The organism is Bacillus kwashiorkori (assembly GCF_001375515.1).
Classification (GTDB): Bacteria; Bacillota; Bacilli; order Bacillales; family Caldibacillaceae; genus Bacillus_BK; species Bacillus_BK kwashiorkori.
Map to the genome: position 1 here is coordinate 267,323 of NZ_CTDX01000016.1, position 21,407 is coordinate 288,729.

A 21,407-nucleotide genomic window follows, 5' to 3' on the forward strand; every position below is an offset into this window, starting at 1 on the left:
AATTTTTTATTACAAAAACCTTGTCGAATTTAATCATTTCGTAACGAAAAAATAAGAATTGTGTCGTTGAGTGTTTATCTTTATTTTGATACGATATGCTTAGTATCTCCCCTGGTACGATTTCTGAGGAAGGTGGTTCATATGGCGCGACTAATATTAGCTTCATCTTCACCGAGGAGGAAGGAACTTTTAGAACGATTAAATATTCCCTTTGAAATTATCGTTAGCGATACAGAGGAAAGAATCGACGCAAGCCTTTCTCCAGAACAAATTGTAATGAATTTAGCAAAGCAAAAGGCTGAGGCTGTTGCAAAAAACTATCCAGAACATTTTGTGATTGGCGCTGACACGCTAGTAGTGTATGAAAATCAACTTCTCGGTAAACCGAAAAATAAGGTAGAAGCAAAACAAATGCTGATGAACTTATCTGGTAAAAGCCACTATGTCTATACAGGAACAGCTATTATTCACGGGAAAATAGTAAAAAAATTTTATGAAAAAACAGAAGTAACTTTTTGGAATTTATCGGAAAGTGAAATCGACCGTTACGTAGCTACAGGGGAGCCGCTAGATAAAGCAGGAAGTTACGGCATCCAAGGGTATGGGGCAACTCTCGTGCGTTCTATTAACGGTGATTTTTTCACAGTCGTTGGTTTGCCTATTGGTAAGTTGTATCGGGCATTACAGGAACTTGGTTTTTCTTTTTCGTAGTTTTTGCATGATTATTCGAAGGTTTGCTATAACGGATAGCTTTTACAAATACCGTAAAACAGACGACTTGAAAAACTGAATATATAACACCTTTCGATAAAACATGAAGTTGCTTTAAAAGGGAGGGGACAATGATCAGCAATCATTTAATGATCCGTGATTATCCTGTTGATGAACGTCCACGTGAAAGGTTTAAAAATTATGGACCAGAAAGCCTCTCAAATCAGGAACTTCTAGCGTTATTGTTACGGACAGGCACGAAATCACAGTCCGTTTTACAACTCGCTCAAAACCTCATTAAAGAATTTGATGGACTTCGAATGTTAAAAGATGCCACTATTGAAGAACTCACAAAAATTGACGGGATTGGCCAATCTAAAGCCATTCAAATTCTCGCAGCAGTTGAATTAGGAAGACGCATTACTAATCTTACTTTTGATAATCGCTACATTATCCGTTCACCAGAAGACGCAGCAAATTATATGATGGAAGAAATGCGCTTTTTAAATCAGGAGCATTTTGTTTGTCTTTATTTAAATACGAAAAACCACATCCTTTATAAACAAACCATTTTTATCGGTAGTCTAAATGCCTCCATCGTTCATCCGCGGGAAGTTTTTCGTGAAGCTGTGAAACGATCTGCCGCTTCATTTATTTGCATCCATAACCACCCTTCTGGAGATCCGCAGCCGAGCCGTGAAGATATTGCGGTAACGAAACGGTTAGTCGAATGCGGGAAATTAATGGGTGTGGAGCTTTTAGACCATATTATTATTGGTGAGAAAAAATATGTTAGTTTGAAGGAAAAAGGTTACTTGTAGTACTATGATTTTTTTTATCAATAAGATATAATATTACTTATGATTTTTAGACGTAATTGGTATGTTTTGTCTCAAATAGGAATGAAATGTCTTGTGAAAAGTATAGAAAAGCAGTAATTTATTTAATGGATAATAATTAGTGGAAGAGAGACTCATTTTAGACAAAACTTTTTACCAAGGCTGTTTTCTTCAAAACTTTTATTGCAACTTGATTTTCGCAAATAAAGAACCGTGTCCGAGAAGAGACGAAATGTTTTTAGAAAAAGGCCTTATATAAATGCTACTTATTGTACGGAGTGCTATATACATCACCGTATGAAGCTATATAACAACGATGAATGACTTAAGAATTGTATCAGAAAGGGAGATACTACCATGTTTGGATTAGGTACGAAAGATTTAGGGATTGATTTAGGTACTGCAAATACACTCGTTTATGTAAAAGGAAAAGGAGTCGTGACAAGAGAACCATCTGTTGTCGCTTTTCAAACAGATACAAAACAAATTGTTGCTGTCGGTAATGACGCAAAAAATATGATTGGTCGGACACCTGGAAATGTCGTAGCACTTCGTCCAATGAAGGATGGTGTAATTGCCGATTACGACACGACAGCTAAAATGATGAAATACTTTATTAACCAAGCGTTAAAAGGAAAAGGTGGCTTTGGTAGAAAACCGTACGTAATGGTATGTGTACCATCAGGTATTACCGCTGTGGAAGAACGTGCTGTTATAGATGCAACGCGACAAGCTGGTGCACGTGACGCATATCCGATTGAAGAACCGTTCGCTGCTGCAATTGGGGCAGACTTACCTGTTTGGGAACCAACAGGAAGTATGGTCGTTGATATCGGTGGCGGTACAACAGAAGTTGCCATTATTTCACTAGGCGGTATTGTAACGAGCCAATCCATTCGTGTTGCAGGCGATGAAATGGATGAGGCAATCATTACATATATTCGTAAAAATTATAATTTAATGATTGGTGATCGAACGGCAGAAATTGTGAAAATGGAAATTGGTTCAGCAGGTTTGCCAGATGGAATTGATAATATGGAGATTCGTGGAAGAGACTTATTAACAGGGCTACCGAAAACAATTGAAATTACAGCAGAAGAAATTTCCCAAGCACTTCATGATACGGTATACTCAATAGTAGAAGCTGTGAAAATGACTTTAGAAAAAACACCGCCGGAACTTGCTGCAGACATTATGGATCGGGGAATTGTTCTCACTGGTGGAGGAGCATTGTTAAGAAACTTAGATAAAGTAATTAGTAATGAAACGAATATGCCAGTGTTAATTGCTGAAAATCCACTAGATTGTGTAGCTATTGGTACCGGAAAAGCGCTTGACAATATCGATTTATTTAAAAATAAAGCAACACGGTAAGTAAGAGGTGTAAATCATGCCACAATTTTTTATGAATAAACGTTTAATCATCCTTCTCGTTGGAATTATAATCCTCGTGGCATTGATTGGTTTTTCGTTACGAGACAGGGAGCAAATATCATGGCCTGAGCAGTTCATTAAAGATACTGCAGGCTTTGTGCAAAATATTTTTGCAAAGCCCGCAAATTTAGTTGCGGGCTTTGTTGAAAATGTCCAAGATTTAAAAAATACATATGAAGAAAATAAAATATTAAAATCACGAATGGATGAGTATGCAAAAATTAAAGTAGAAGTAAATCGTTTGCAAAAGGAAAATGAAGAGTTACAAGCATTATTGGATAAAGAAAAGGACTTATCCGCCTACACGCCAATTCACGCTTCTGTTATTTCCCGAAATCCGGAACGGTGGAATGAAACAATTATTATCAATAAAGGCGAGGTACATGGTGTCGAAACGAATATGGCTGTGATCACCGCTGAAGGAATGATAGGGAAAATTAAAAGTGTTGGAAAAATTACTTCCCATGTTCAACTGTTATCGGCAGCCGACCGGACGAATCGTATTCATGCAACGATCCAAGGTAGTGAGGATGTGTATGGATTAATTGATGGTTATGATGATGAGACGAAATATTTGCTGTTAAAAGAAATTCCATCGGATAAAAAAATAGAAGCAGATCAAGATGTCATTACTTCTGGATTCGGTGGTGTTTTTCCGAAAGGCTTATATTTAGGGAAAGTAGAAAAAGTAGAAGCCGATCAATATGGGCTAACGCAAACAGCATATATTAAACCTGCTGCTAACTTTTACAATATTGAAAATGTTATCGTTGTCGTACGGGATATGGAGCAGCCGGAAAATGAGGCAGATAAGGTGGATGGCTCATGAGAAAAAAATGGGGTATCCCGATCTTATCCGTTGTTTTTTTTGGACTCGAAAGTATTTACAATATTTACTTCCCTGGCCTGTTACCAGAAGATTGGTTAATCATTCCACGGCTTTTATTTTTCTTGTTTATTTTTTTGGCCGTTTATTATGATCGCAATTTAGCATTGATTTATGCTTTTGTATTTGGGCTTGTGATGGATATCGTTTTTACGGAAGTATATGGTATATACTTATTATGGTATCCGTTAGTTGTTTATTTAGTAGAAAAATTGATGAAAATATTGCACAATAATTTATTTATTATGGCATTTGTCATGATTATTGCGATGGTCGTATTAGAATTTGGGCTGTATGGAGAATATTTGTTAATTGGCTTAAATCATATTTCAATAGATACGTTTATTAATTTCCGATTATATCCTTCCTTAATTGCGAATATTATTTTTTATTTATTTCTATCTTATCTATTAAAAAAATGGCTGTTATCATTAAAGAAAATTAAACAAGAAGAAGAGGGCATGTTCCAATCTTAACTCCATCCGAGTAGGATGAGAAATGGACGAAGTTACCTGTTTTTGCTGTACTGATAACGAATTAGCACAAAGGATGGAAAGTTTTTTTTTGAAAAAAAGAGGAAAATGCCCGCCTTTTGTTGAATTTTATTGTTGTTGAGGTGAATGACAAGCATGGTGAAATCACATAATGTTATGATAAAAGGAACAAAGGACGGGTTAATCCTCCAATTAGACGATACATGTTCCTTTTCTGACCTATTAAAAGAGTTGGAGGAAAAGCTTTTATTTACGTATAAAGATGAGGACGAACATCAAGTAGATGTAACGATTCAAACAGGTAATCGCTATTTATCCGCTAGCCAAAGAAAATTAGTTAAAAAAATAGTAAGTAAAAAAAAGAACTTAAATATTGCTGGTATTGATGCGAACGTGCTTTTAAAAGAAGAAGCTGAACGTTTAAAACGGGAAACTGAGTTAGCTGTTATAAATAAAGTAGTTCGTTCTGGACAAGTTCTCCATTTTCCAGGGGACGTGCTTATTATCGGTGATGTCAATCCTGGTGGGACTGTTCGTGCTAAAGGCAATATTTTTATTCTCGGAAGTTTGAAAGGAACTGCCCACGCTGGATATGAAGGAAATGAGGATGCAGTTATTTGCGCCTCCATCATGAAACCGACACAATTGCGTATTTCTCAATTAATTACAAGGGCACCTGATAGAGATGACCGTTATCGAAATGAAGTAGAATGTGCCTATATTAATCAAGAAAAACAAATCGTTGTGGATAGATTTCAAGTGTTAAATAAAATCCGGCCAAATTTAACTAGATTTATGGAAGGGGGATTTTAATCGTGGGAGAGGCGATTGTTATTACTTCCGGTAAAGGCGGTGTAGGTAAAACAACTACATCTGCTAATATCGGCACTTCTTTAGCGTTACAAGGGAAAAAAGTATGTTTAGTAGACACCGATATTGGTCTGCGTAATTTAGATGTTGTAATGGGATTAGAAAATCGAATTATTTATGACTTAGTTGATGTGGCTAAAGGTCGTTGTAAATTACATCAAGCACTAGTGAAAGATAAACGCTTTGATGATAAATTATATTTATTACCTGCTGCACAAACGAGTGATAAAACATCCGTTAGTCCAAAGCAAATGAAAACGATAATTGATAGTTTAAAGAAGGAATTTGATTATATTATTATCGATTGTCCGGCAGGTATTGAACAAGGATTTAAAAATGCGGTTGCAGGCGCAGATAAAGCGATTGTCGTTACGACCCCGGAAGTTTCTGCCGTCCGTGATGCAGATCGAATTATCGGATTGCTAGAACAGGAACCAATTGAACCACCGAAACTAGTAATCAATCGAATTCGCAGTCATATGATGAAAACAGGTGAAATGCTCGATGTAGACGAAGTTACTCAACATCTGGCCATTGATTTAATTGGAATTGTCGCTGATGATGATGAAGTGATTAAAGCTTCTAATATCGGAGAGCCGATTGCGCTGAATCCAAATAGTAAGTCAAGCATTGCTTATCGTAATATTGCAAGGAGAATACTTGGTGAATCAGTACCGCTTCAGCATTTAGAAGAAACCCATAAAGGAATGTTCACCCGCATTAAGAAGTTTTTCGGTGTCAGAGCTTAATTACAAGAATAATATTATAGACAAAAAGTTGACTGAAGGAAGTCAACTTTTTTTTGTCATAATTTTTAGGACAAGTCATACACTTGTATAAAGAATAGCTTGTATAAAAAGGGTTGATAGTTGTGAGAGATCGTAGAGAAGAAATTAAGAAAAGAATTGCAGCGAGAAAGAAGCAAAAATTAACCGTGCGTCCAACTAGCGGTGAAACTACTAATTTTTCTCCGAGATATGAAATGCCAATAAAGACAAACAATGATTCACCACCTATTGTTCCGAATCATGAGGAGCCAATTCATCCGTTATTTCGAAAAGAAGTATTTGCTTTGAAAATACTTATTGCTGCATGCCTTGTATTAGCTGTTGCTATTCTTTTTAAAAATGAGTCAGCAAAATTTGAACCAGCAAGAGTTGCAGTGAAAAATGTGATGGAAAAAGAATTTCAGTTTGCAACGGTGGCAGACTGGTATGAATCAACTTTCGGTAAACCGTTAGCACTTTTTCCAAAACAAAATCCATTAACCGAAGAAAAAGAAAGAAGTTACGCGTTACCAGCAAGTGCCAAAATTGTTGAGAACTTCGATAAAGATAATCAAGGTGTTACCATTCAAACGGTGATTAATGCACCAGTAGAAACTATTCAATCTGGAAAAATTATTTTCGCTGGAGAGAAGGAAACGACTGGGAAAACCGTTATCGTTCAGCATAAAGACAATAGTCAAGCATGGTACGGACAGTTAAGTGAAATTAATGTAAAAGTTTATCAAGAAGTAAGTCCAGGTGAAAAGTTAGGAATTGTTTCGCCATCAGAAGATGAATTTACCGGTCAGTTTTATTTTGCGATAAAGAAAGACGAGCAATTTATCGATCCAATTCAGGTGATAAAATTTGAGTAAACTGATGTTATTTCTTAAAAATATTCATATTCATCCATTTTTTTGGCTAGTTGCGGCAATGGCCATTGTTACCGCGCGATTTTATGATTTACTTATGCTTTTTATTATCGTATTCATCCATGAATTAGGCCATGCTGTAGCTGCTTTTTCTTTTTCTTGGCGAATTCGCAAAATCATTTTACTGCCGTTTGGCGGTGTGCTTGAGTTAGATGAGCACGGGAATCGTCCGGTAAAAGAAGAACTAATCGTCACTATCGCAGGACCAATTCAGCATCTTTTCCTAATAATGATAGCAAAATTGTTAGAAAGCGCCTCACTCATTACGGAAACGACCTATACTGTATTTGTAGAATACAACGTCATGATTTTTTTATTTAATTGTTTGCCGATTTTGCCATTAGATGGCGGAAAATTAATTTATTTATTTTATTCTCATATTTTTCCGTTTGTTGAAGCACTAAAAAAGGCAATTATCACCTCTTTCATTTGCTTATGCTGTTTCGTCCTGGCAGTTTTAAAGATTATGCCATTCCATTTAAATAGTTGGGTCATCGTGATTTTTTTATTTCTCTCCTTAAGAAAGGAATGGAAAAATCGTCATTTTGTTTTTATGCGATTTTTAATGGAGCGGCAGTTTTCCGATAATAAAAAGAAAGGGACAATTATTACCGTTCATGAAAATGATTCGGTAATGACCGTATTCCATCAATTTTTCCGTGGAAGAGAGCATTTCATTCGTTTGCGGACAAGGGAAAACCAAGAAAAACAGATTAATGAAAAGCAATTATTACAAACATTTTTTGATAAAAAGTCATACGTGATATCAATGAAAGAGCTGTTTTAATGTTAGTCAGCAGATTTCCCCTATCTGTTTGAGAAAAGACGAATCCTTTTACAGCTCTATTTTTATTTTGCCACTAATGAAACGGTCGATATATGAAAAGCTAGAGAAAAATCTTTTACCGAGCTATTGACTTTTTTAACAGGAATATGATAGTATTCATATGTTATTGTTTGTAGCACCCGTGCTACAACCGCTCATAACAGGTTTTAAGTTTTTACTATAGAGTAAAACACCTGCAAATGGCGAGTCTTAGACTAAGAGGAGGTGCAGTAGATGTACGCAATTATTGAAACAGGTGGAAAACAATTAAAAGTTGAAGAAGGCCAAACTATTTATGTTGAGAAATTAGACGCTGCTCAAGGCGAAACAGTAACTTTTGACAAAGTTCTTTTCGTTGGTGGTGAAAACGTAAAAGTTGGTACTCCATTCGTAGAAGGAGCAACTGTTACTGCTAAAGTTGAAAAACATGGCCGTAACAAAAAGATTATTGTTTTTAAATACAAACCTAAAAAGAATTATCATAAAAAACAAGGTCATCGCCAACCATATACTAAAGTAACTATTGAAAAAATTCAAGGTTAAGGCGAATTGCAATGATTAAAGTGACAATTTATGAAACGGAAACCGATACAATTCGTGGGTTTACCGTAGAAGGTCATGCTAATTTTGCAAAAAGAGGTTCAGATATTGTTTGTGCTGGTGTTTCAGCGGTAACATTTGGTATGCTAAATGCAATAGAAGCAATTGCCGGACTTACTCTTGAAGTTGAGCAGGGCGGTGAAGGCGGATACCTTCATTGGATGGTGCCAAATCAATTGCAAGGAGAAACATTTGCGAAAGTACAGCTTCTCCTCCAAGGGATGCTCGTATCACTACAAACAATTGAAAGAGACTATAGTGATTATATAAAAATAACCTTCAAATAGTAGGAGGTGGAAAACATGTTAAGATTAGATCTTCAATTTTTCGCGTCTAAAAAAGGTGTAGGTTCTACGAAAAACGGTCGTGACTCGATTGCCAAACGCCTTGGTGCAAAACGTGCGGATGGTCAATTCGTTACTGGCGGATCTATCCTTTATCGTCAACGCGGTACTAAAATTTTCCCTGGTGAAAACGTAGGTCGCGGTGGAGATGACACACTTTTTGCTAAATGTGATGGTGTAGTACGTTTCGAACGTTTAGGCCGTGACAAGAAAAAAGTTAGTGTTTATCCTGTAGCTAAAGAAGCATAATAAAACAAAACTCTAGCCACGTTGGTTAGAGTTTTTTTATTGCAATGACCAATAGAGGACATAAGACCTCTTTTTGCTGAAAATGATTGTATGTTATACTATTGTTGCATGTTTTTTTCGTCTGTCTAGTGATTTTTTATATGTTTGGTATATTTTTTATGAGGGGAAACGATAAAAAATAGTTTTGAGGGGAAAGCTGATGAAGGAATGGAATACGGTAGACATATTAAGACATTCACGTCATGATTGGCTGAATAAAATCCAACTAATTAAAGGGTATATGTCCATAGGAAACTTACAAAGAGTGGAAGAAATTATTGATAAAATCGTTCAAGATAGTGAAATGGAAGCGAGAGTTTCTAACATAAACGCTCCAAAGTTTGCAACATTGGTACTTACATATAACTGGAATTCAAACCCAATTGGACTTACCTATACTGTTACAGGTGACAAGAAATTGACCGAAGAAATGGATAGTAAAATATCGGAAATCTTTTTTCATTTCACAACTATTCTCCACAAAGTTGTTTCATTTGAAGGAGAGAATTGGCTTCATTTACAAATAGAGACTACTAATCGTTTTTGTTTGTCGTTCCATTTTACTGGAATGATAACGGATGTAAGTAAAGTGCAGGAATTTATTACGAAAGAAGACAACGATTATTCTTTTACCGTCCAATTATTGGAGGAAAATGGTTTTCATGTCATTTTAACTATGAAACATACAGATTCATCATATGGATGAAAGGAGCAATAAATTCAAATGTTTGTCGATCAGGTGAAAATTTATTTAAAAAGTGGGGATGGCGGCGATGGCATGGTCGCCTTTCGTCGGGAAAAATATGTGCCAAAAGGTGGCCCAGCTGGTGGTGATGGAGGTAAAGGGGCAGATATCATTTTCCAGGTGGATGAAGGTTTGCGCACATTAATGGACTTTCGCTATCAACGCCATTTTAAAGCAAAAAAAGGCGAGAACGGTATGTCGAAAAATATGCACGGAAAAAATGCCGAAGACTTAATCATTAAAGTGCCGCCTGGAACGGTAGTGCGGGATGAAGATACGAATGAAGTAATTGCTGATCTTGTACGTCATGGGCAACGAGCAGTTATCGTAAAAGGTGGGCGTGGCGGAAGAGGGAATACTCGCTTTGCTACACCAGCTAATCCAGCTCCGGAAATTTCTGAGAAAGGGGAACCAGGGCAAGAGCGTTATGTCGTTTTAGAATTAAAACTGCTCGCTGATGTTGGTTTAGTCGGTTTTCCTAGTGTAGGGAAATCAACGTTACTTGCTTCTGTTTCCGCTGCTAAGCCGAAAATTGCTGATTATCATTTTACAACAATTGTTCCGAATCTCGGAGTCGTTGTTTCAGAAGATCAACGTAGTTTTGTAATGGCCGATTTGCCTGGATTAATTGAAGGTGCTCATCAAGGAGCAGGACTTGGGTTACAATTTTTACGCCATATTGAGCGAACTCGTGTCATCGTGCATGTAATCGATATGTCTGCCCTTGAAGGAAGAGATCCGTATGATGATTTTGTGACCATCAATAATGAGCTAGCGCAATACAATTTACGTTTGACGGAAAGACCGATGATTATTGCTGCAAATAAAATGGACATGCCTGATGCAGCGGAAAATTTGCAAAAGTTTAAAGAAAAATTACAAGAGGATATTCCTATCTATCCTATTTCTGCTGCTACTCGTCAAGGAATTAGAGAACTCCTTTTTGCTATTGCTGACTTATTAGAAGAAACTCCATCATTCTTACTAAGTCATGAAGAGGAAGAGGAATTCCGAGTCGTTTATAAACATGAAAAAGAAGAAGTACCATTTACGATTACTAGAGACCCGGATGGAGCGTTTGTTTTGAGTGGTGAAAAAATCGAACGCCTCTTTAAAATGACAGACTTTAGTAGAGATGAATCGGTCCGACGCTTTGCTCGTCAGCTCCGTAGCATGGGTGTTGATGATGCACTGAGAGAACGAGGTGCAAAAGACGGTGACACAGTAAGATTAATGGAATACGAATTCGAATTTATTGATTAACATGCAAATTGCCTAACTTCCGTATTGATGCAAAGGGAGCTAGGCATTTTTCTTATTTTTTCTAAAAAAGTGCTTACGACAGCGAAAACAGTAATTTATTGATACCTATCTTCCTTATCATCTACTATACATGCTACATATCATCATATTTTGTAAAAGTTTATCATAAGTTTTTACGGGGAATGGTTAGCATTTTATGCATATTGTCATACAATATATCGACAAGTGCACAGGAGGGGAAAAAAGAGTGAAGATCCATATCGTCCAAAAAGGAGATACACTGTGGAAAATTGCCCAAAAATATGGGGTTAATTTCGAACAATTAAAAAGCGCGAATACACAGTTATCGAATCCAGATATGTTAATGCCCGGTATGAAAATAAAAATTCCGACATCATCTGGAACGATAAAGAAAGAACAACCTATTTATAAAAAAGAAATGCCGATGAAGGAAATGCCATTAGCTGAACATCCTTTTGCTCAAGAAAAGCCAATGGAAATCCCAGTACAAAAAGAACAACCAATCATGCAACCACCGAAAGAAGTAATTAAAGAAGTACCAAAACCAATATACGTTCCTAAAATACCTCAACCAATCATCCCAGAAATTGATGTTAATAATTATTATATGGTGAATATGGCAAAGATGAACATTGATCAACATCCGGTTCAACAAATACAGCCACAACAAATAGAAGAGGAAAGCCCGGAAAGTCCTGAATCGCCAATGGACATTCCAATTTCGGTACAACAGCCTGCACAGCATCCGATGATGATGCCAATGTACCATTCACCATGTGTTCCAATTAGTCCCGTACTACCTGGTTCAGGCTTGCCGTGCTTTCCAATTCACCCATGTTCAATGCCAATAGTTCCATTAAGTATGCCGAATTATTTCCCACCATTCAGTCAAACGATGCCACAAGCAGGTGGAATGGTAGGGCCGATAGAACAACCGCAACAACCGATGCCAACAGTACAGCCAGAACAAACAATGGAACAGCAACCAATGCAAATAGGGATGATCAGTCCGACGCTTATTCAATCCAATCAATTAATGCCACAGCAAATGCCAATGGACACAATGGGAAATATGCAACAAATGTCGATGCCAATGGACACAATGGGAAATATGCAACAAATGTCGATGCCAATGGACACAATGGGAAATATGCAACAAATGTCGATGCCGATGGACATGATGGGAAATATGCAACAAATGTCGATGCCAATGGATTCTATGGATAATATGACAAATGGTGATGATATGGGGCAAATGTCACCAACGATGGGGCAAATGCCAATGACAATGGGAAATCCATTTCCACAAACAGGGCAAATGATGAATTCAAATCCTGCAGGGATGGCGGTCCCACCATTTAGCCAATATGGGCAAACATATCCAGATATGGACGAATCACCTGAAACAGGAGAAATGAATATGTCTTGGAGTCCAGAACAAGGTATGTATAACCCTCAAGGACAAATGTATTACCAAAATATGCCGTTGGGGCAACAAATGGGACCAATGGTACAGCCACCACAATTTGCAACACAATGGACGCCACAAACAGGAATGATGCCGATGGGAGAACAAGATTGTGGATGTTCTAGTTCCCAACCAACTTACGGTGGAATGACAGGCATGCCACCAATGATGCAACCAACGATGCCTGGATCATTTGGACCGATGTCAGGAGCTAGTCCATTTAGTGGGTTTCCAAGTTCACCTTGGGGTATGACTTCCCCATATAACTACCCACAAACTGGTTTCCAACAGCCGATGAGAGAAGATTTATTGGATGAGGAAAGCAGTGATGACTATTAATTACAACAGAGACGATCATCAACTTGATCGTCTCTTTTTTCACCTTACCGATTGTTTCAACTTTCCACTAAAAAGTTTGAAAAAAATCAACGACAAAGTCTATCTCATCAATTTCATAAATGATGAACACCCTTTAGTAATTAAAAAATTCCCTACATACAACAAACTAAAAAAACAAAAACTATTAACGGATTATCTAGTGTTAAATGGTTTCCCGACATACACTTTTATGCAAAGAAATGATTATCTTTTTCGGGAGCAAAATTCCTATTATGCAATTTTGCAGTATTTACCGAAACATGAACAAGTATTTACGTTTGATAAGGAAAACGATCGAATTTCTGGTTTAAACTTACTAAATCATTTTCATAAGGAATCAAGAAAATTTGCTGGCATGTTAACGAATGATCAGCTAACTATTTTTCCAAAGTTAAATTTAGAGGAAAGATGGTATAAAAGGCTTGATTTTTTTCTTTCTCAGGAAAAAATCATTACCAATTATATCCCACTCGAGTACTTTCGTGAAATTACTTACTGGAGTCAATGGGCATTACTGCAGATGGGGGATAATAAGCGGGAAAGAACTTTGGAAGAACATGCGATTATCCATGGTGATGTCGCTCATCATAATTTTTTACGGGCAGTGAATAATCGTCTTTATTTAATTGATTTCGATTTAACAGCCTATGCATACCCTGTTTATGATTATGTACAATATGCGTTGCGCACAATTTCGTTTATGAATTGGAATCTCGATCAATTATTTACTCATAAAGTTTATGAAAAATATAAAGAAAATCGCTGGTTTCTATCGGCTTTAACTTTTCCAAATGAGATTATTCGCGAATGGAATCAACTAATTCGCCTCGGAAAATATCATCATGAAAAATGGTTAACATATGGAGTAAAGCTTGCACTTTCAAGATTTCCAGGGCAACAGTATGTTTTCAATAGAATTCGCAATATGTTATCATAAATTTGAACTTGTTGGAAAGGAAGTCAATTCAATGGATATGAAGGAAAGAATTGAAAAAATTATCACTTGGTTACAAGATCAAGCTAAAAACGCCCATGTTAATGGTGCATTAGTTGGAGTTAGTGGGGGCATTGATTCCGCTGTTGTCGCATTTTTATTAAAGAAAGCATTTCCAGAAAATTCACTCGGAGTCATTTTGCCATGTAAAAGTGATGCGAAAGATGTGGAAGATGCATTAACAGTTGTTCAAGCGTGTGGAATTAATCATGTAACGATTGATTTAACAAAGACTCATGAAGAACTATTTTCTCAAGTGAAGGGAAAAGTAAATGAAATTGGTGACTGGAAAGAAAATAATGAAAAAATGAGTGATGCTAATTTAAGAGCAAGATTAAGAATGTCCACCTTATATACGATAGCAAATAATTATAACTACTTGGTCGTTGGGACTGACAATGCTGCGGAATGGTTTACAGGTTACTTTACTAAATACGGTGATGGTGGTGTCGATTTAGTACCACTTGTTCATTTTACTAAGGGGGAAGTTAGAGAAATTGCCAAAATTGTTGGTGTCCCAGACGAAATAATTAATAAAGCTCCAAGTGCAGGGCTTTGGGAAGGTCAGACAGATGAAGGAGAAATGGGTACAACTTATGAGATGATTGATAATTTTCTTAAAGGTGAACAAATACCGAAACGGGATCAGCAAATTATCGAACGGCTTCACCGAGTATCCGAACATAAACGGCATATCGCAGCACATCCGCCAAAAATATAAAGATTCTCCCTCCTAAAAGGGCTGAAAAAAATAGTTTTAATTCGAAATTTTAACCAAGAATGTTTTTATTTTTATAACAGCATTCTTGGGTTTTTTTTTGAAATGTGCTTTTTTTAAGAAAGTCCTTTAAAATCGATGGGTTAATTTTTCACGAGATGGAAAAAATATGATTAGAATAAAACGATTGGAAAAGAGGGAGATTATGAATTTAATCTTGAGAGTAAGTTTGATGGGTCTATTTGTCCTTTTCGCTATGTTTAATATATTTTTCTCTAATACAGAAAATAAAGGCGTTCTTGCGACAAATGAAAGTTTTAATAATATTGAAGTGAAACAGCAACAAATGACGGTAGTCTTACAAACGTATTATTTAGACGGTGAAATTGGTGAGGAAATTGTAATTGAAAAAGATATGCCATTTCCTGTTTTAAAAGAAAGGTATAAAGATTGGCAGTTAGTGGAAATGAATGGCGATCGAATTGTACTAAAAAAATCTGTCGATGATATTTCTCCGTTATTAAAAGCTAATGGCTATTTTGGGTTATCGGATGATGGGGCATTATCTATTTTTAATGGAAAACCAGATGACAAAAATATCATTCAATCTTTTTTTCAAATAGAAATGCATAAATTAGAAAGTAAGCTCCAAGAAAGGTTATTAAAAGGTATCCCGATTCGGACGAAAGACGAGTTTCATGACGTATTAGAAACATACAAGCCATATAGCAGAAAACTTGCTCAATAACTTATGTGCCTGAAAGCGTGCCGGAAAAAAGCCAGTCTATAGCGAGGATATATGGTCTGATTAGATTGTACTTAATGAAAACCGGGCTAGCCCACCCGATGAAGGGGGAGTTAGCCCGCATAAATGAGTTTAACAACTATTAAAAGCTTTTTGCCATTTCCATTGCTTGTTGAATTGCTTCTGAGACAATTTCTGCAGCACGTTCTGGTTGGTGATCCATTCCTTCAACAAACAACTGATGGAAATCTTCTACGCCAAGGAAATTAAATAATGTTTTTACATATTGACTAGCTGGATCTTTTCCACTATACATTCCACCATTTGCCTGAATGTGGAGTACCTTCTTCCCTGTTAATAAACCGATAGAGCCATGGTCTGTATATTTGAAAGTTTTCCCTGCAACTGTAATTGTATCTAACCATGCCTTTAAACGAGTCGGAACACTTAAATTCCATAAAGGATTTGCGATTACAACTTTTTCACTCGCTAAAAAACTGTCCGTAAAGGAATCAAATAGTGTTACTTTATGCTGTTGAGCAGGTGTCAATGCGTAAAAAGGTTGCCCGCTCTGCAAGGAACTCCATGCATTAAGTAAGTCACGATCAATCTCTGGTAACGAAATATCGTAAAGGTTTAATTCTTCCACTTTATCTTCCGGATGATGTTCTTTATATGATTCGATAAAAGCGTTCGTCACTTTCATGGAACGTGAAACATCTTCACTGAAAGGATGGGCTTTTACAATTAAAATATTTGCCATTCATATTCCCTCTTTCTTTATTGTTTTCCTTACGACGTTATTGATATTATTTTTTCCTGAGAAGAAAAAATTATTTAAAAAGCTACGGCATAATGGCTTAGTTTTACCGAAATTAACAATTGAGTTATAATGGATTTTGACTCTTTAATAGAAACAGAAAATATTTTACCATAAAATGGCACACTATAAAAGAGTTATGTTCACATATTTTAGGAAAAGACTGCCTGCTTTCCGAAATAAAATTAGAACATTTGTTTATATATATGGTAAAATGTAGTACAGAAATAAAAGGGAGAGAGTGGATTGTACGAATATATTATTGGTACAGTAGAAAATATTAATCCTCAATATGTGGTAATTGAAAATAATGGCATCGGATATCAAATTTTTACACCGAATCCATATGTATTTTCAAAAGACGGGGAACGGCAAAAAGTCTATACATATTTCCATGTTAGAGAAGATGCGAATTTGCTATACGGATTCAAAACATTTGAAGAAAAGATATTCTTCATGAAACTATTAAATGTTTCTGGAATAGGACCTAAGGGGGCACTAGCTATTTTAGCTGCTGGCGAACCTTTTCAAATAGCTACGGCAATTGAACAAGAAAATGAAAAGTTTTTAGTTAAATTTCCAGGTGTAGGGAAAAAGACGGCAAGACAAATTATTTTAGATTTAAAAGGAAAGTTAAAAGAGTTTTTATCGGAGAATGATCCTACAGAAGTTTCTATTGATGACAAAGGATATTCTCACGAGTTGACAGAGGCATTATTAGCTCTTGAAGCATTAGGTTATTCGCAAAAAGAAATAAAATCTGTTGCAAAACAATTACAAAATGAACAATTGTCTACAGATCAATATATTAAATTAGCATTAAAAAAACTAACATCTTAAAAATCCAAAGCAATCGTGGAATGTAAATATGTTACAGAAAGGGGGAAAACGTGATGGAAAGAATTGTTGATCAAAATGCAGACAGTCAAGAATTGTCGCTAGAACAACATTTGCGCCCCCATTCATTTGACCAATATATTGGCCAAGATAAAATTAAAGCGAACTTGCAAATTTTTATTAAAGCTGCCAAAATGCGTAAGGAAACGTTAGACCATGTATTATTGTATGGTCCACCAGGTCTTGGAAAAACGACACTAGCGGCAATCATTGCGAATGAAATGGAAGGGAATCTCCGGACAACTTCCGGACCAGCAATTGAAAGACCAGGAGATTTAGCAGCAATTTTGACGAGTGTAGAACCAGGGGATGTGCTTTTTATTGATGAAATTCACCGATTACCCCGTTCTATCGAGGAAGTATTATATCCTGCAATGGAAGATTTTTGTTTAGATATCGTCATCGGTAAAGGGTCCAGTGCCCGGTCGATTCGTCTAGATTTACCACCTTTTACCCTAGTTGGAGCAACGACCCGGGCTGGATCTCTATCTGCGCCATTAAGAGATCGTTTCGGCGTGTTAAGCCGTCTAGAATATTATGAGCCGAAACATTTAAAAGAGATCGTACTAAGGACTGCTGCCATATTAGAAGTGGAAATTGAACTGTCCGCTGCAGAGGAGATTGCACTAAGATCCCGAGGGACACCGAGAATTGCCAATCGGCTTTTAAAACGTGTGCGTGACTTTGCCCAAGTGAAGGCTGAAGGCTATATTTCAAACGAATTAACGAAGGAAGCACTTCATTTATTGCAAGTCGATCGTCTTGGCTTAGATCATATTGATCATAAACTTTTAAAAGGAATGATTGAAAAATTCAATGGCGGTCCAGTTGGGTTAGAGACGCTTGCTGCTTCTATCGGCGAAGAATCTGGTACGATTGAAGATGTTTATGAACCATATTTATTACAAATAGGGTTTTTACAAAGGACTCCTAGGGGTAGAATAGTTACTAACGAAGCATATCGGCATTTTCAATTGGAGGTTCCAAAACGATGACTGGTTTAGGAAAATTGTTCATGATTATTGGAGTAATTTTCGTTGTAGTAGGATTCATCATGCAATTTGTCCATTTTGGCAAATTACCTGGAGATATCATTATTCGCAAAGGCAATACGACCTTTTACTTTCCTATCATGACCTCCATCGTCATCAGTATCCTATTGTCTCTAATCTTTTTTATTTATAACAAAATAAAATAGCAGATGTAAAGAAGTTGGTGAAACAATGAAAGTAGAAGATTTTGATTACGATTTACCGGAAGAATTAATTGCTCAAGTACCATTAAAAGACCGGGCGAACAGTAGACTGATGGTTTTAGATAAAAAAACTGGCGAATTAAAACATGAGGTTTTTGCAAATATTAAAAACTATTTAAAACGTGGAGACTGTTTAGTTTTGAATAATACGAAAGTACTGCCAGCCCGTCTTTTTGGAATAAAAGATGAAACAGGGGCACATGTGGAGGTGTTACTGTTAAAACAATTAGAAGGAGACAAGTGGGAGACATTAGTCAAACCAGCTAAACGGGTGAAGGAAGGAACCGTTTTGACGTTTGGATCTGGGCAATTAACTGGGACTTGCGTCGGTACGTTAGATTACGGCGGTCGCATTATTGAATTTTCTTACGATGGAATATTTTACGAACTATTGGAAACGCTCGGTGAAATGCCGTTGCCACCATATATAAAAGAACGATTAGATGAACCAGATCGTTACCAAACGGTTTATGCGAAAGAGCGTGGGTCCGCCGCAGCTCCAACAGCGGGGTTACATTTTACGGAAGAGTTGTTAGCAGAACTTCGGGATCTTGGAGTTCACATCGCCTTCATTACTTTGCACGTTGGACTTGGAACTTTCCGACCAGTTAGTGTCGATACGATAGAAAATCACGAGATGCACGCGGAATTTTACGAGATGACAGAAGAAACAGCGAATTTATTAAATGAAGTGAAGGAAAATGGCGGGCGTATCATTTCGGTTGGTACTACTTCAACAAGAACGTTGGAAACAATTGCTTCAAAACATCACGGGAAGTTAGTCGCTGATAGTGGATGGACGAATATTTTCATTTATCCAGGCTATGAGTTTAAAGCTATTGATGGGTTAATAACAAATTTCCATTTACCAAAATCAACGTTAATAATGTTAGTTAGTGCTTTCAGCAGTCGGGAACATATTCTACATGCTTATAACGAAGCAGTAAAAGAAAAATATCGTTTCTTTAGTTTCGGTGACGCAATGTTCATTTCGTGAGCTCGGCAGTAAATCATACTAATATGAATTTTCTCCAAACAAATGGTAGTTAAAAGATTTCACGTCGTCACATCTAACCCGTCTGAAACGAATTCTAGAAAGGAGTAACTTATTTGGCAGCAATACGCTATGAACTAATAAAAACATGTAAACAAACAGGTGCGAGGCTTGGAATTTTACATACACCACATGGTTCTTATGAAACACCGATGTTCATGCCAGTTGGGACGCTTGCTACTGTAAAGACGATGTCACCAGAAGAATTAAAAGAAATGGGTGCTGGTGTCATATTAAGTAATACATATCATTTATGGTTACGGCCTGGTCATGATATTATTAAAGAGGCTGGTGGCTTACATAAATTCATGAATTGGGATCAAGCGATTTTAACAGATTCGGGCGGATTCCAAGTGTTTAGTTTAAGTGAATTTCGTAAAATTGAAGAAGAGGGAGTACATTTCCGCAACCATTTAAATGGGGACAAGCTTTTCCTATCTCCAGAAAAAGCAATGGAAATTCAAAATGCCCTCGGATCTGATATTATGATGGCTTTTGATGAATGTCCGCCATATCCAGCAGAACATGATTATATGAAAAAATCAGTTGAACGGACGTCCAGATGGGCCGAACGTTGTTTAAAAGCACACCAAAATCCAGCAACCCAAGGTCTTTTTGGTATTGTTCAAGGGGGAGAATATGAAGACTTACGAAAATTAAGTGCTCATGATTTAGTCTCGCTTGATTTTCCAGGGTATGCAGTTGGAGGCTTAAGCGTAGGGGAACCGAAAGATGTAATGAATCGCGTCTTGGAATTTACGACACCACTCCTACCAAATAATAAGCCTCGGTATTTAATGGGGGTTGGTTCTCCAGACTCTTTAATTGATGGTGCGATACGCGGTATTGATATGTTTGATTGTGTACTGCCGACAAGGATTGCGAGAAATGGTACATTAATGACGAGTAGCGGCAGACTTGTGGTGAAAAATGCAAAATATGCTCGTGATTTTGGTCCATTGGATGAACATTGTGATTGTTATGCTTGTCGAAATTACAGCCGTGCGTACATTCGACATTTAATCCATACTAACGAAATTTTCGGATTTCGACTTGCTACTTATCATAACTTATATTTTCTGTTAAAATTAATGGAGCAAGTCCGTCAAGCGATTCGTGAAGACCGCTTAGGGGACTTCAAAGAGGAATTTTTCGAAAAATATGGCTTTAATAAGCCTAATGCGAAAAACTTTTAATTATTTGAAAGGAGGGAAAATGTATGCCAGATCAAGGTAATCCGTTATTTTCAACGTTAATCATGATTATTTTAATGTTTGTTATATTTTATTTCCTGTTAATCCGCCCACAACAAAAACGTCAAAAAGCGGTTCAACAAATGCAAGCAAGTCTTGAAAAAGGGGATAAAATTGTGACAATCGGTGGTCTCCATGGCACAATTGATTCAATCGATGAGGGAACAATTGTGATTAAATGTGGAGATGGTAGCCGTCTTACATACGATCGCAATGCAATCCGCGATGTTGTTGAAAAAGTTAAAAAATAATTGGGAGTAGTTAGTACTTTCCAGTAAAATTCAAAACAAAAACAGGGCAATTTTGGACTGCACCTGTTTTTGTTTTTTTAAACAACATAGGTTAATTAACTTAACTTTGTCTTGTGCGATTGCCGACAATATTAACCCCTAAAATTCCTCCCATCATGGCAATAACAATAAAGCAAATATAATAAATAATTTGTTCCAAGGTAAATAAAGCATCCATTCCTAAATATTGAAATAAAAAGTTGATGATTGTGTAAATTATTCCGGTTAAACCGCCAAGTAACCAACCTTTCTCTTTGCCACGCCCGCCAGAAATAAAGCCTCCGATAAAAAGTGCGATAAAGGAAATACTTGTAATAATATATGTTAAGGAACTTTCATCTAATGAAGTGAACCTTAACAGTAAAGAAAAAACTAAACTAAAAATCGCAGCAACTCCATAAATAACAGCTACACCATATAAGATGGAACTTGCCATTTTTTTTGATTCCATAAACTTTTCCCCCCAATTGCCATACTATAAATAATTCCATTTGTACAAGCATATTCACCGACTT

Annotated in this window: 26 protein-coding genes and 1 other annotated feature; of the genes, 24 read left to right on the plus strand and 2 right to left on the minus strand. The window is 36.6% G+C overall.

Annotation, left to right across the window (positions count from 1 at the left end):
• The first annotated feature begins 141 nt into the window (after positions 1–141).
• The 18 genes from BN1242_RS10470 to BN1242_RS10555 all read left to right on the plus strand — a co-directional run bounded on the left by BN1242_RS10470 (position 142) and on the right by BN1242_RS10555 (position 15,326).
• Positions 142–711, plus strand: coding sequence for a Maf family protein (locus BN1242_RS10470; RefSeq protein WP_062355459.1), 570 nt, complete (start codon positions 142–144; stop codon positions 709–711).
• Between the two features lie 131 nt (positions 712–842).
• Positions 843–1,532 (plus strand): RadC family protein, encoded by a 690-nt coding sequence (gene radC / locus BN1242_RS10475; RefSeq protein ID WP_062355462.1) that lies wholly within the window; start codon positions 843–845, stop codon positions 1,530–1,532.
• 375 nt (positions 1,533–1,907) lie between these two features.
• The gene (locus tag BN1242_RS10480; RefSeq protein ID WP_062355467.1) at positions 1,908–2,924 is read left to right on the plus strand and encodes a rod shape-determining protein; all 1,017 of its coding nucleotides are present in this window, start codon (positions 1,908–1,910) and stop codon (positions 2,922–2,924) included.
• Between the two features lie 16 nt (positions 2,925–2,940).
• A complete protein-coding gene (gene mreC / locus BN1242_RS10485) occupies positions 2,941–3,813 on the plus strand; it encodes a rod shape-determining protein MreC (RefSeq protein ID WP_062355470.1) in 873 nt (290 codons plus the stop codon).
• Positions 3,810–4,346, plus strand: a complete 537-nt coding sequence (gene mreD / locus BN1242_RS10490; RefSeq protein WP_062355473.1) for a rod shape-determining protein MreD — start codon at positions 3,810–3,812, stop codon at positions 4,344–4,346. Before mreC ends, mreD begins: the two co-directional genes overlap by 4 nt.
• Positions 4,347–4,499: 153 nt before the next feature.
• A complete protein-coding gene (gene minC, locus BN1242_RS10495) occupies positions 4,500–5,177 on the plus strand; it encodes a septum site-determining protein MinC (protein WP_062355476.1) in 678 nt (225 codons plus the stop codon).
• Between the two features lie 2 nt (positions 5,178–5,179).
• The gene (minD, locus tag BN1242_RS10500; protein ID WP_062355478.1) at positions 5,180–5,983 is read left to right on the plus strand and encodes a septum site-determining protein MinD; all 804 of its coding nucleotides are present in this window, start codon (positions 5,180–5,182) and stop codon (positions 5,981–5,983) included.
• A 122-nt stretch (positions 5,984–6,105) separates the two neighbouring features.
• Positions 6,106–6,876 carry a M23 family metallopeptidase gene (locus BN1242_RS10505; RefSeq protein WP_062355481.1) on the plus strand — a complete coding sequence of 257 codons (771 nt, stop codon included), beginning with the start codon at positions 6,106–6,108 and terminating at the stop codon, positions 6,874–6,876.
• Positions 6,869–7,720 carry a M50 family metallopeptidase gene (locus BN1242_RS10510; protein WP_062355486.1) on the plus strand — a complete coding sequence of 284 codons (852 nt, stop codon included), beginning with the start codon at positions 6,869–6,871 and terminating at the stop codon, positions 7,718–7,720. The genes BN1242_RS10505 and BN1242_RS10510 overlap by 8 nt, the downstream gene beginning before the upstream one ends.
• Before the next feature lie 178 nt (positions 7,721–7,898).
• Positions 7,899–7,980 (plus strand) — a sequence feature (ribosomal protein L21 leader region).
• 13 nt (positions 7,981–7,993) lie between these two features.
• Positions 7,994–8,302, plus strand: a complete 309-nt coding sequence (rplU, locus tag BN1242_RS10515) for a 50S ribosomal protein L21 (RefSeq protein ID WP_062355488.1) — start codon at positions 7,994–7,996, stop codon at positions 8,300–8,302.
• Positions 8,303–8,313: 11 nt separating this feature from the next.
• Positions 8,314–8,646 carry a ribosomal-processing cysteine protease Prp gene (locus tag BN1242_RS10520; protein WP_062355491.1) on the plus strand — a complete coding sequence of 111 codons (333 nt, stop codon included), beginning with the start codon at positions 8,314–8,316 and terminating at the stop codon, positions 8,644–8,646.
• 15 nt (positions 8,647–8,661) lie between these two features.
• Positions 8,662–8,952 carry a 50S ribosomal protein L27 gene (gene rpmA / locus BN1242_RS10525; RefSeq protein ID WP_062355494.1) on the plus strand — a complete coding sequence of 97 codons (291 nt, stop codon included), beginning with the start codon at positions 8,662–8,664 and terminating at the stop codon, positions 8,950–8,952.
• A gap of 199 nt (positions 8,953–9,151) precedes the next feature.
• Positions 9,152–9,697: a Spo0B C-terminal domain-containing protein gene (locus BN1242_RS10530; protein WP_062355498.1), complete on the plus strand. Its 546-nt coding sequence runs from the start codon at positions 9,152–9,154 to the stop codon at positions 9,695–9,697.
• Positions 9,698–9,715: 18 nt separating this feature from the next.
• Positions 9,716–10,999, plus strand: coding sequence for a GTPase ObgE (gene obgE, locus BN1242_RS10535; protein ID WP_062355502.1), 1,284 nt, complete (start codon positions 9,716–9,718; stop codon positions 10,997–10,999).
• A gap of 247 nt (positions 11,000–11,246) precedes the next feature.
• Positions 11,247–12,827 (plus strand): SafA/ExsA family spore coat assembly protein, encoded by a 1,581-nt coding sequence (gene safA / locus BN1242_RS10540; RefSeq protein ID WP_062355505.1) that lies wholly within the window; start codon positions 11,247–11,249, stop codon positions 12,825–12,827.
• Positions 12,817–13,803, plus strand: coding sequence for a phosphotransferase (locus tag BN1242_RS10545; protein ID WP_062355508.1), 987 nt, complete (start codon positions 12,817–12,819; stop codon positions 13,801–13,803). Before safA ends, BN1242_RS10545 begins: the two co-directional genes overlap by 11 nt.
• A 37-nt stretch (positions 13,804–13,840) precedes the next feature.
• Positions 13,841–14,581: an NAD(+) synthase gene (nadE, locus tag BN1242_RS10550; RefSeq protein WP_062356987.1), complete on the plus strand. Its 741-nt coding sequence runs from the start codon at positions 13,841–13,843 to the stop codon at positions 14,579–14,581.
• 202 nt (positions 14,582–14,783) lie between these two features.
• Complete coding sequence (locus BN1242_RS10555) at positions 14,784–15,326, plus strand: BofC C-terminal domain-containing protein (protein ID WP_062355513.1); 543 nt, start codon at positions 14,784–14,786, stop codon at positions 15,324–15,326.
• 139 nt (positions 15,327–15,465) lie between these two features.
• On the opposite strand, the gene BN1242_RS10560 is transcribed toward BN1242_RS10555, so the two are convergent.
• Positions 15,466–16,086: an FMN-dependent NADH-azoreductase gene (locus BN1242_RS10560; RefSeq protein ID WP_062355516.1), complete on the minus strand. Its 621-nt coding sequence runs from the start codon at positions 16,084–16,086 to the stop codon at positions 15,466–15,468.
• A 303-nt stretch (positions 16,087–16,389) separates the two neighbouring features.
• Here BN1242_RS10560 and ruvA point away from each other — a divergent pair, with 303 nt between their 5' ends.
• The 6 genes from ruvA to yajC all read left to right on the plus strand — a co-directional run bounded on the left by ruvA (position 16,390) and on the right by yajC (position 20,853).
• On the plus strand, positions 16,390–16,983 hold the full coding sequence (gene ruvA / locus BN1242_RS10565) for a Holliday junction branch migration protein RuvA (RefSeq protein WP_062355520.1): 594 nt from the start codon (positions 16,390–16,392) through the stop codon (positions 16,981–16,983).
• A 50-nt stretch (positions 16,984–17,033) separates the two neighbouring features.
• Positions 17,034–18,035: a Holliday junction branch migration DNA helicase RuvB gene (gene ruvB, locus BN1242_RS10570; RefSeq protein WP_062355523.1), complete on the plus strand. Its 1,002-nt coding sequence runs from the start codon at positions 17,034–17,036 to the stop codon at positions 18,033–18,035.
• Positions 18,032–18,238 (plus strand): DUF2905 domain-containing protein, encoded by a 207-nt coding sequence (locus BN1242_RS10575; protein ID WP_062355526.1) that lies wholly within the window; start codon positions 18,032–18,034, stop codon positions 18,236–18,238. Before ruvB ends, BN1242_RS10575 begins: the two co-directional genes overlap by 4 nt.
• Before the next feature lie 25 nt (positions 18,239–18,263).
• Positions 18,264–19,292, plus strand: a complete 1,029-nt coding sequence (gene queA / locus BN1242_RS10580; RefSeq protein ID WP_062355529.1) for a tRNA preQ1(34) S-adenosylmethionine ribosyltransferase-isomerase QueA — start codon at positions 18,264–18,266, stop codon at positions 19,290–19,292.
• 113 nt (positions 19,293–19,405) lie between these two features.
• Complete coding sequence (tgt, locus tag BN1242_RS10585) at positions 19,406–20,545, plus strand: tRNA guanosine(34) transglycosylase Tgt (protein ID WP_062355533.1); 1,140 nt, start codon at positions 19,406–19,408, stop codon at positions 20,543–20,545.
• Between the two features lie 23 nt (positions 20,546–20,568).
• Positions 20,569–20,853: a preprotein translocase subunit YajC gene (yajC, locus tag BN1242_RS10590; RefSeq protein ID WP_062355537.1), complete on the plus strand. Its 285-nt coding sequence runs from the start codon at positions 20,569–20,571 to the stop codon at positions 20,851–20,853.
• A 100-nt stretch (positions 20,854–20,953) separates the two neighbouring features.
• Here the strand turns inward: yajC and BN1242_RS10595 are convergent, their stop codons facing one another.
• Positions 20,954–21,343, minus strand: a complete 390-nt coding sequence (locus BN1242_RS10595) for a TIGR04086 family membrane protein (protein ID WP_062355540.1) — start codon at positions 21,341–21,343, stop codon at positions 20,954–20,956.
• Positions 21,344–21,407: the final 64 nt, after the last annotated feature.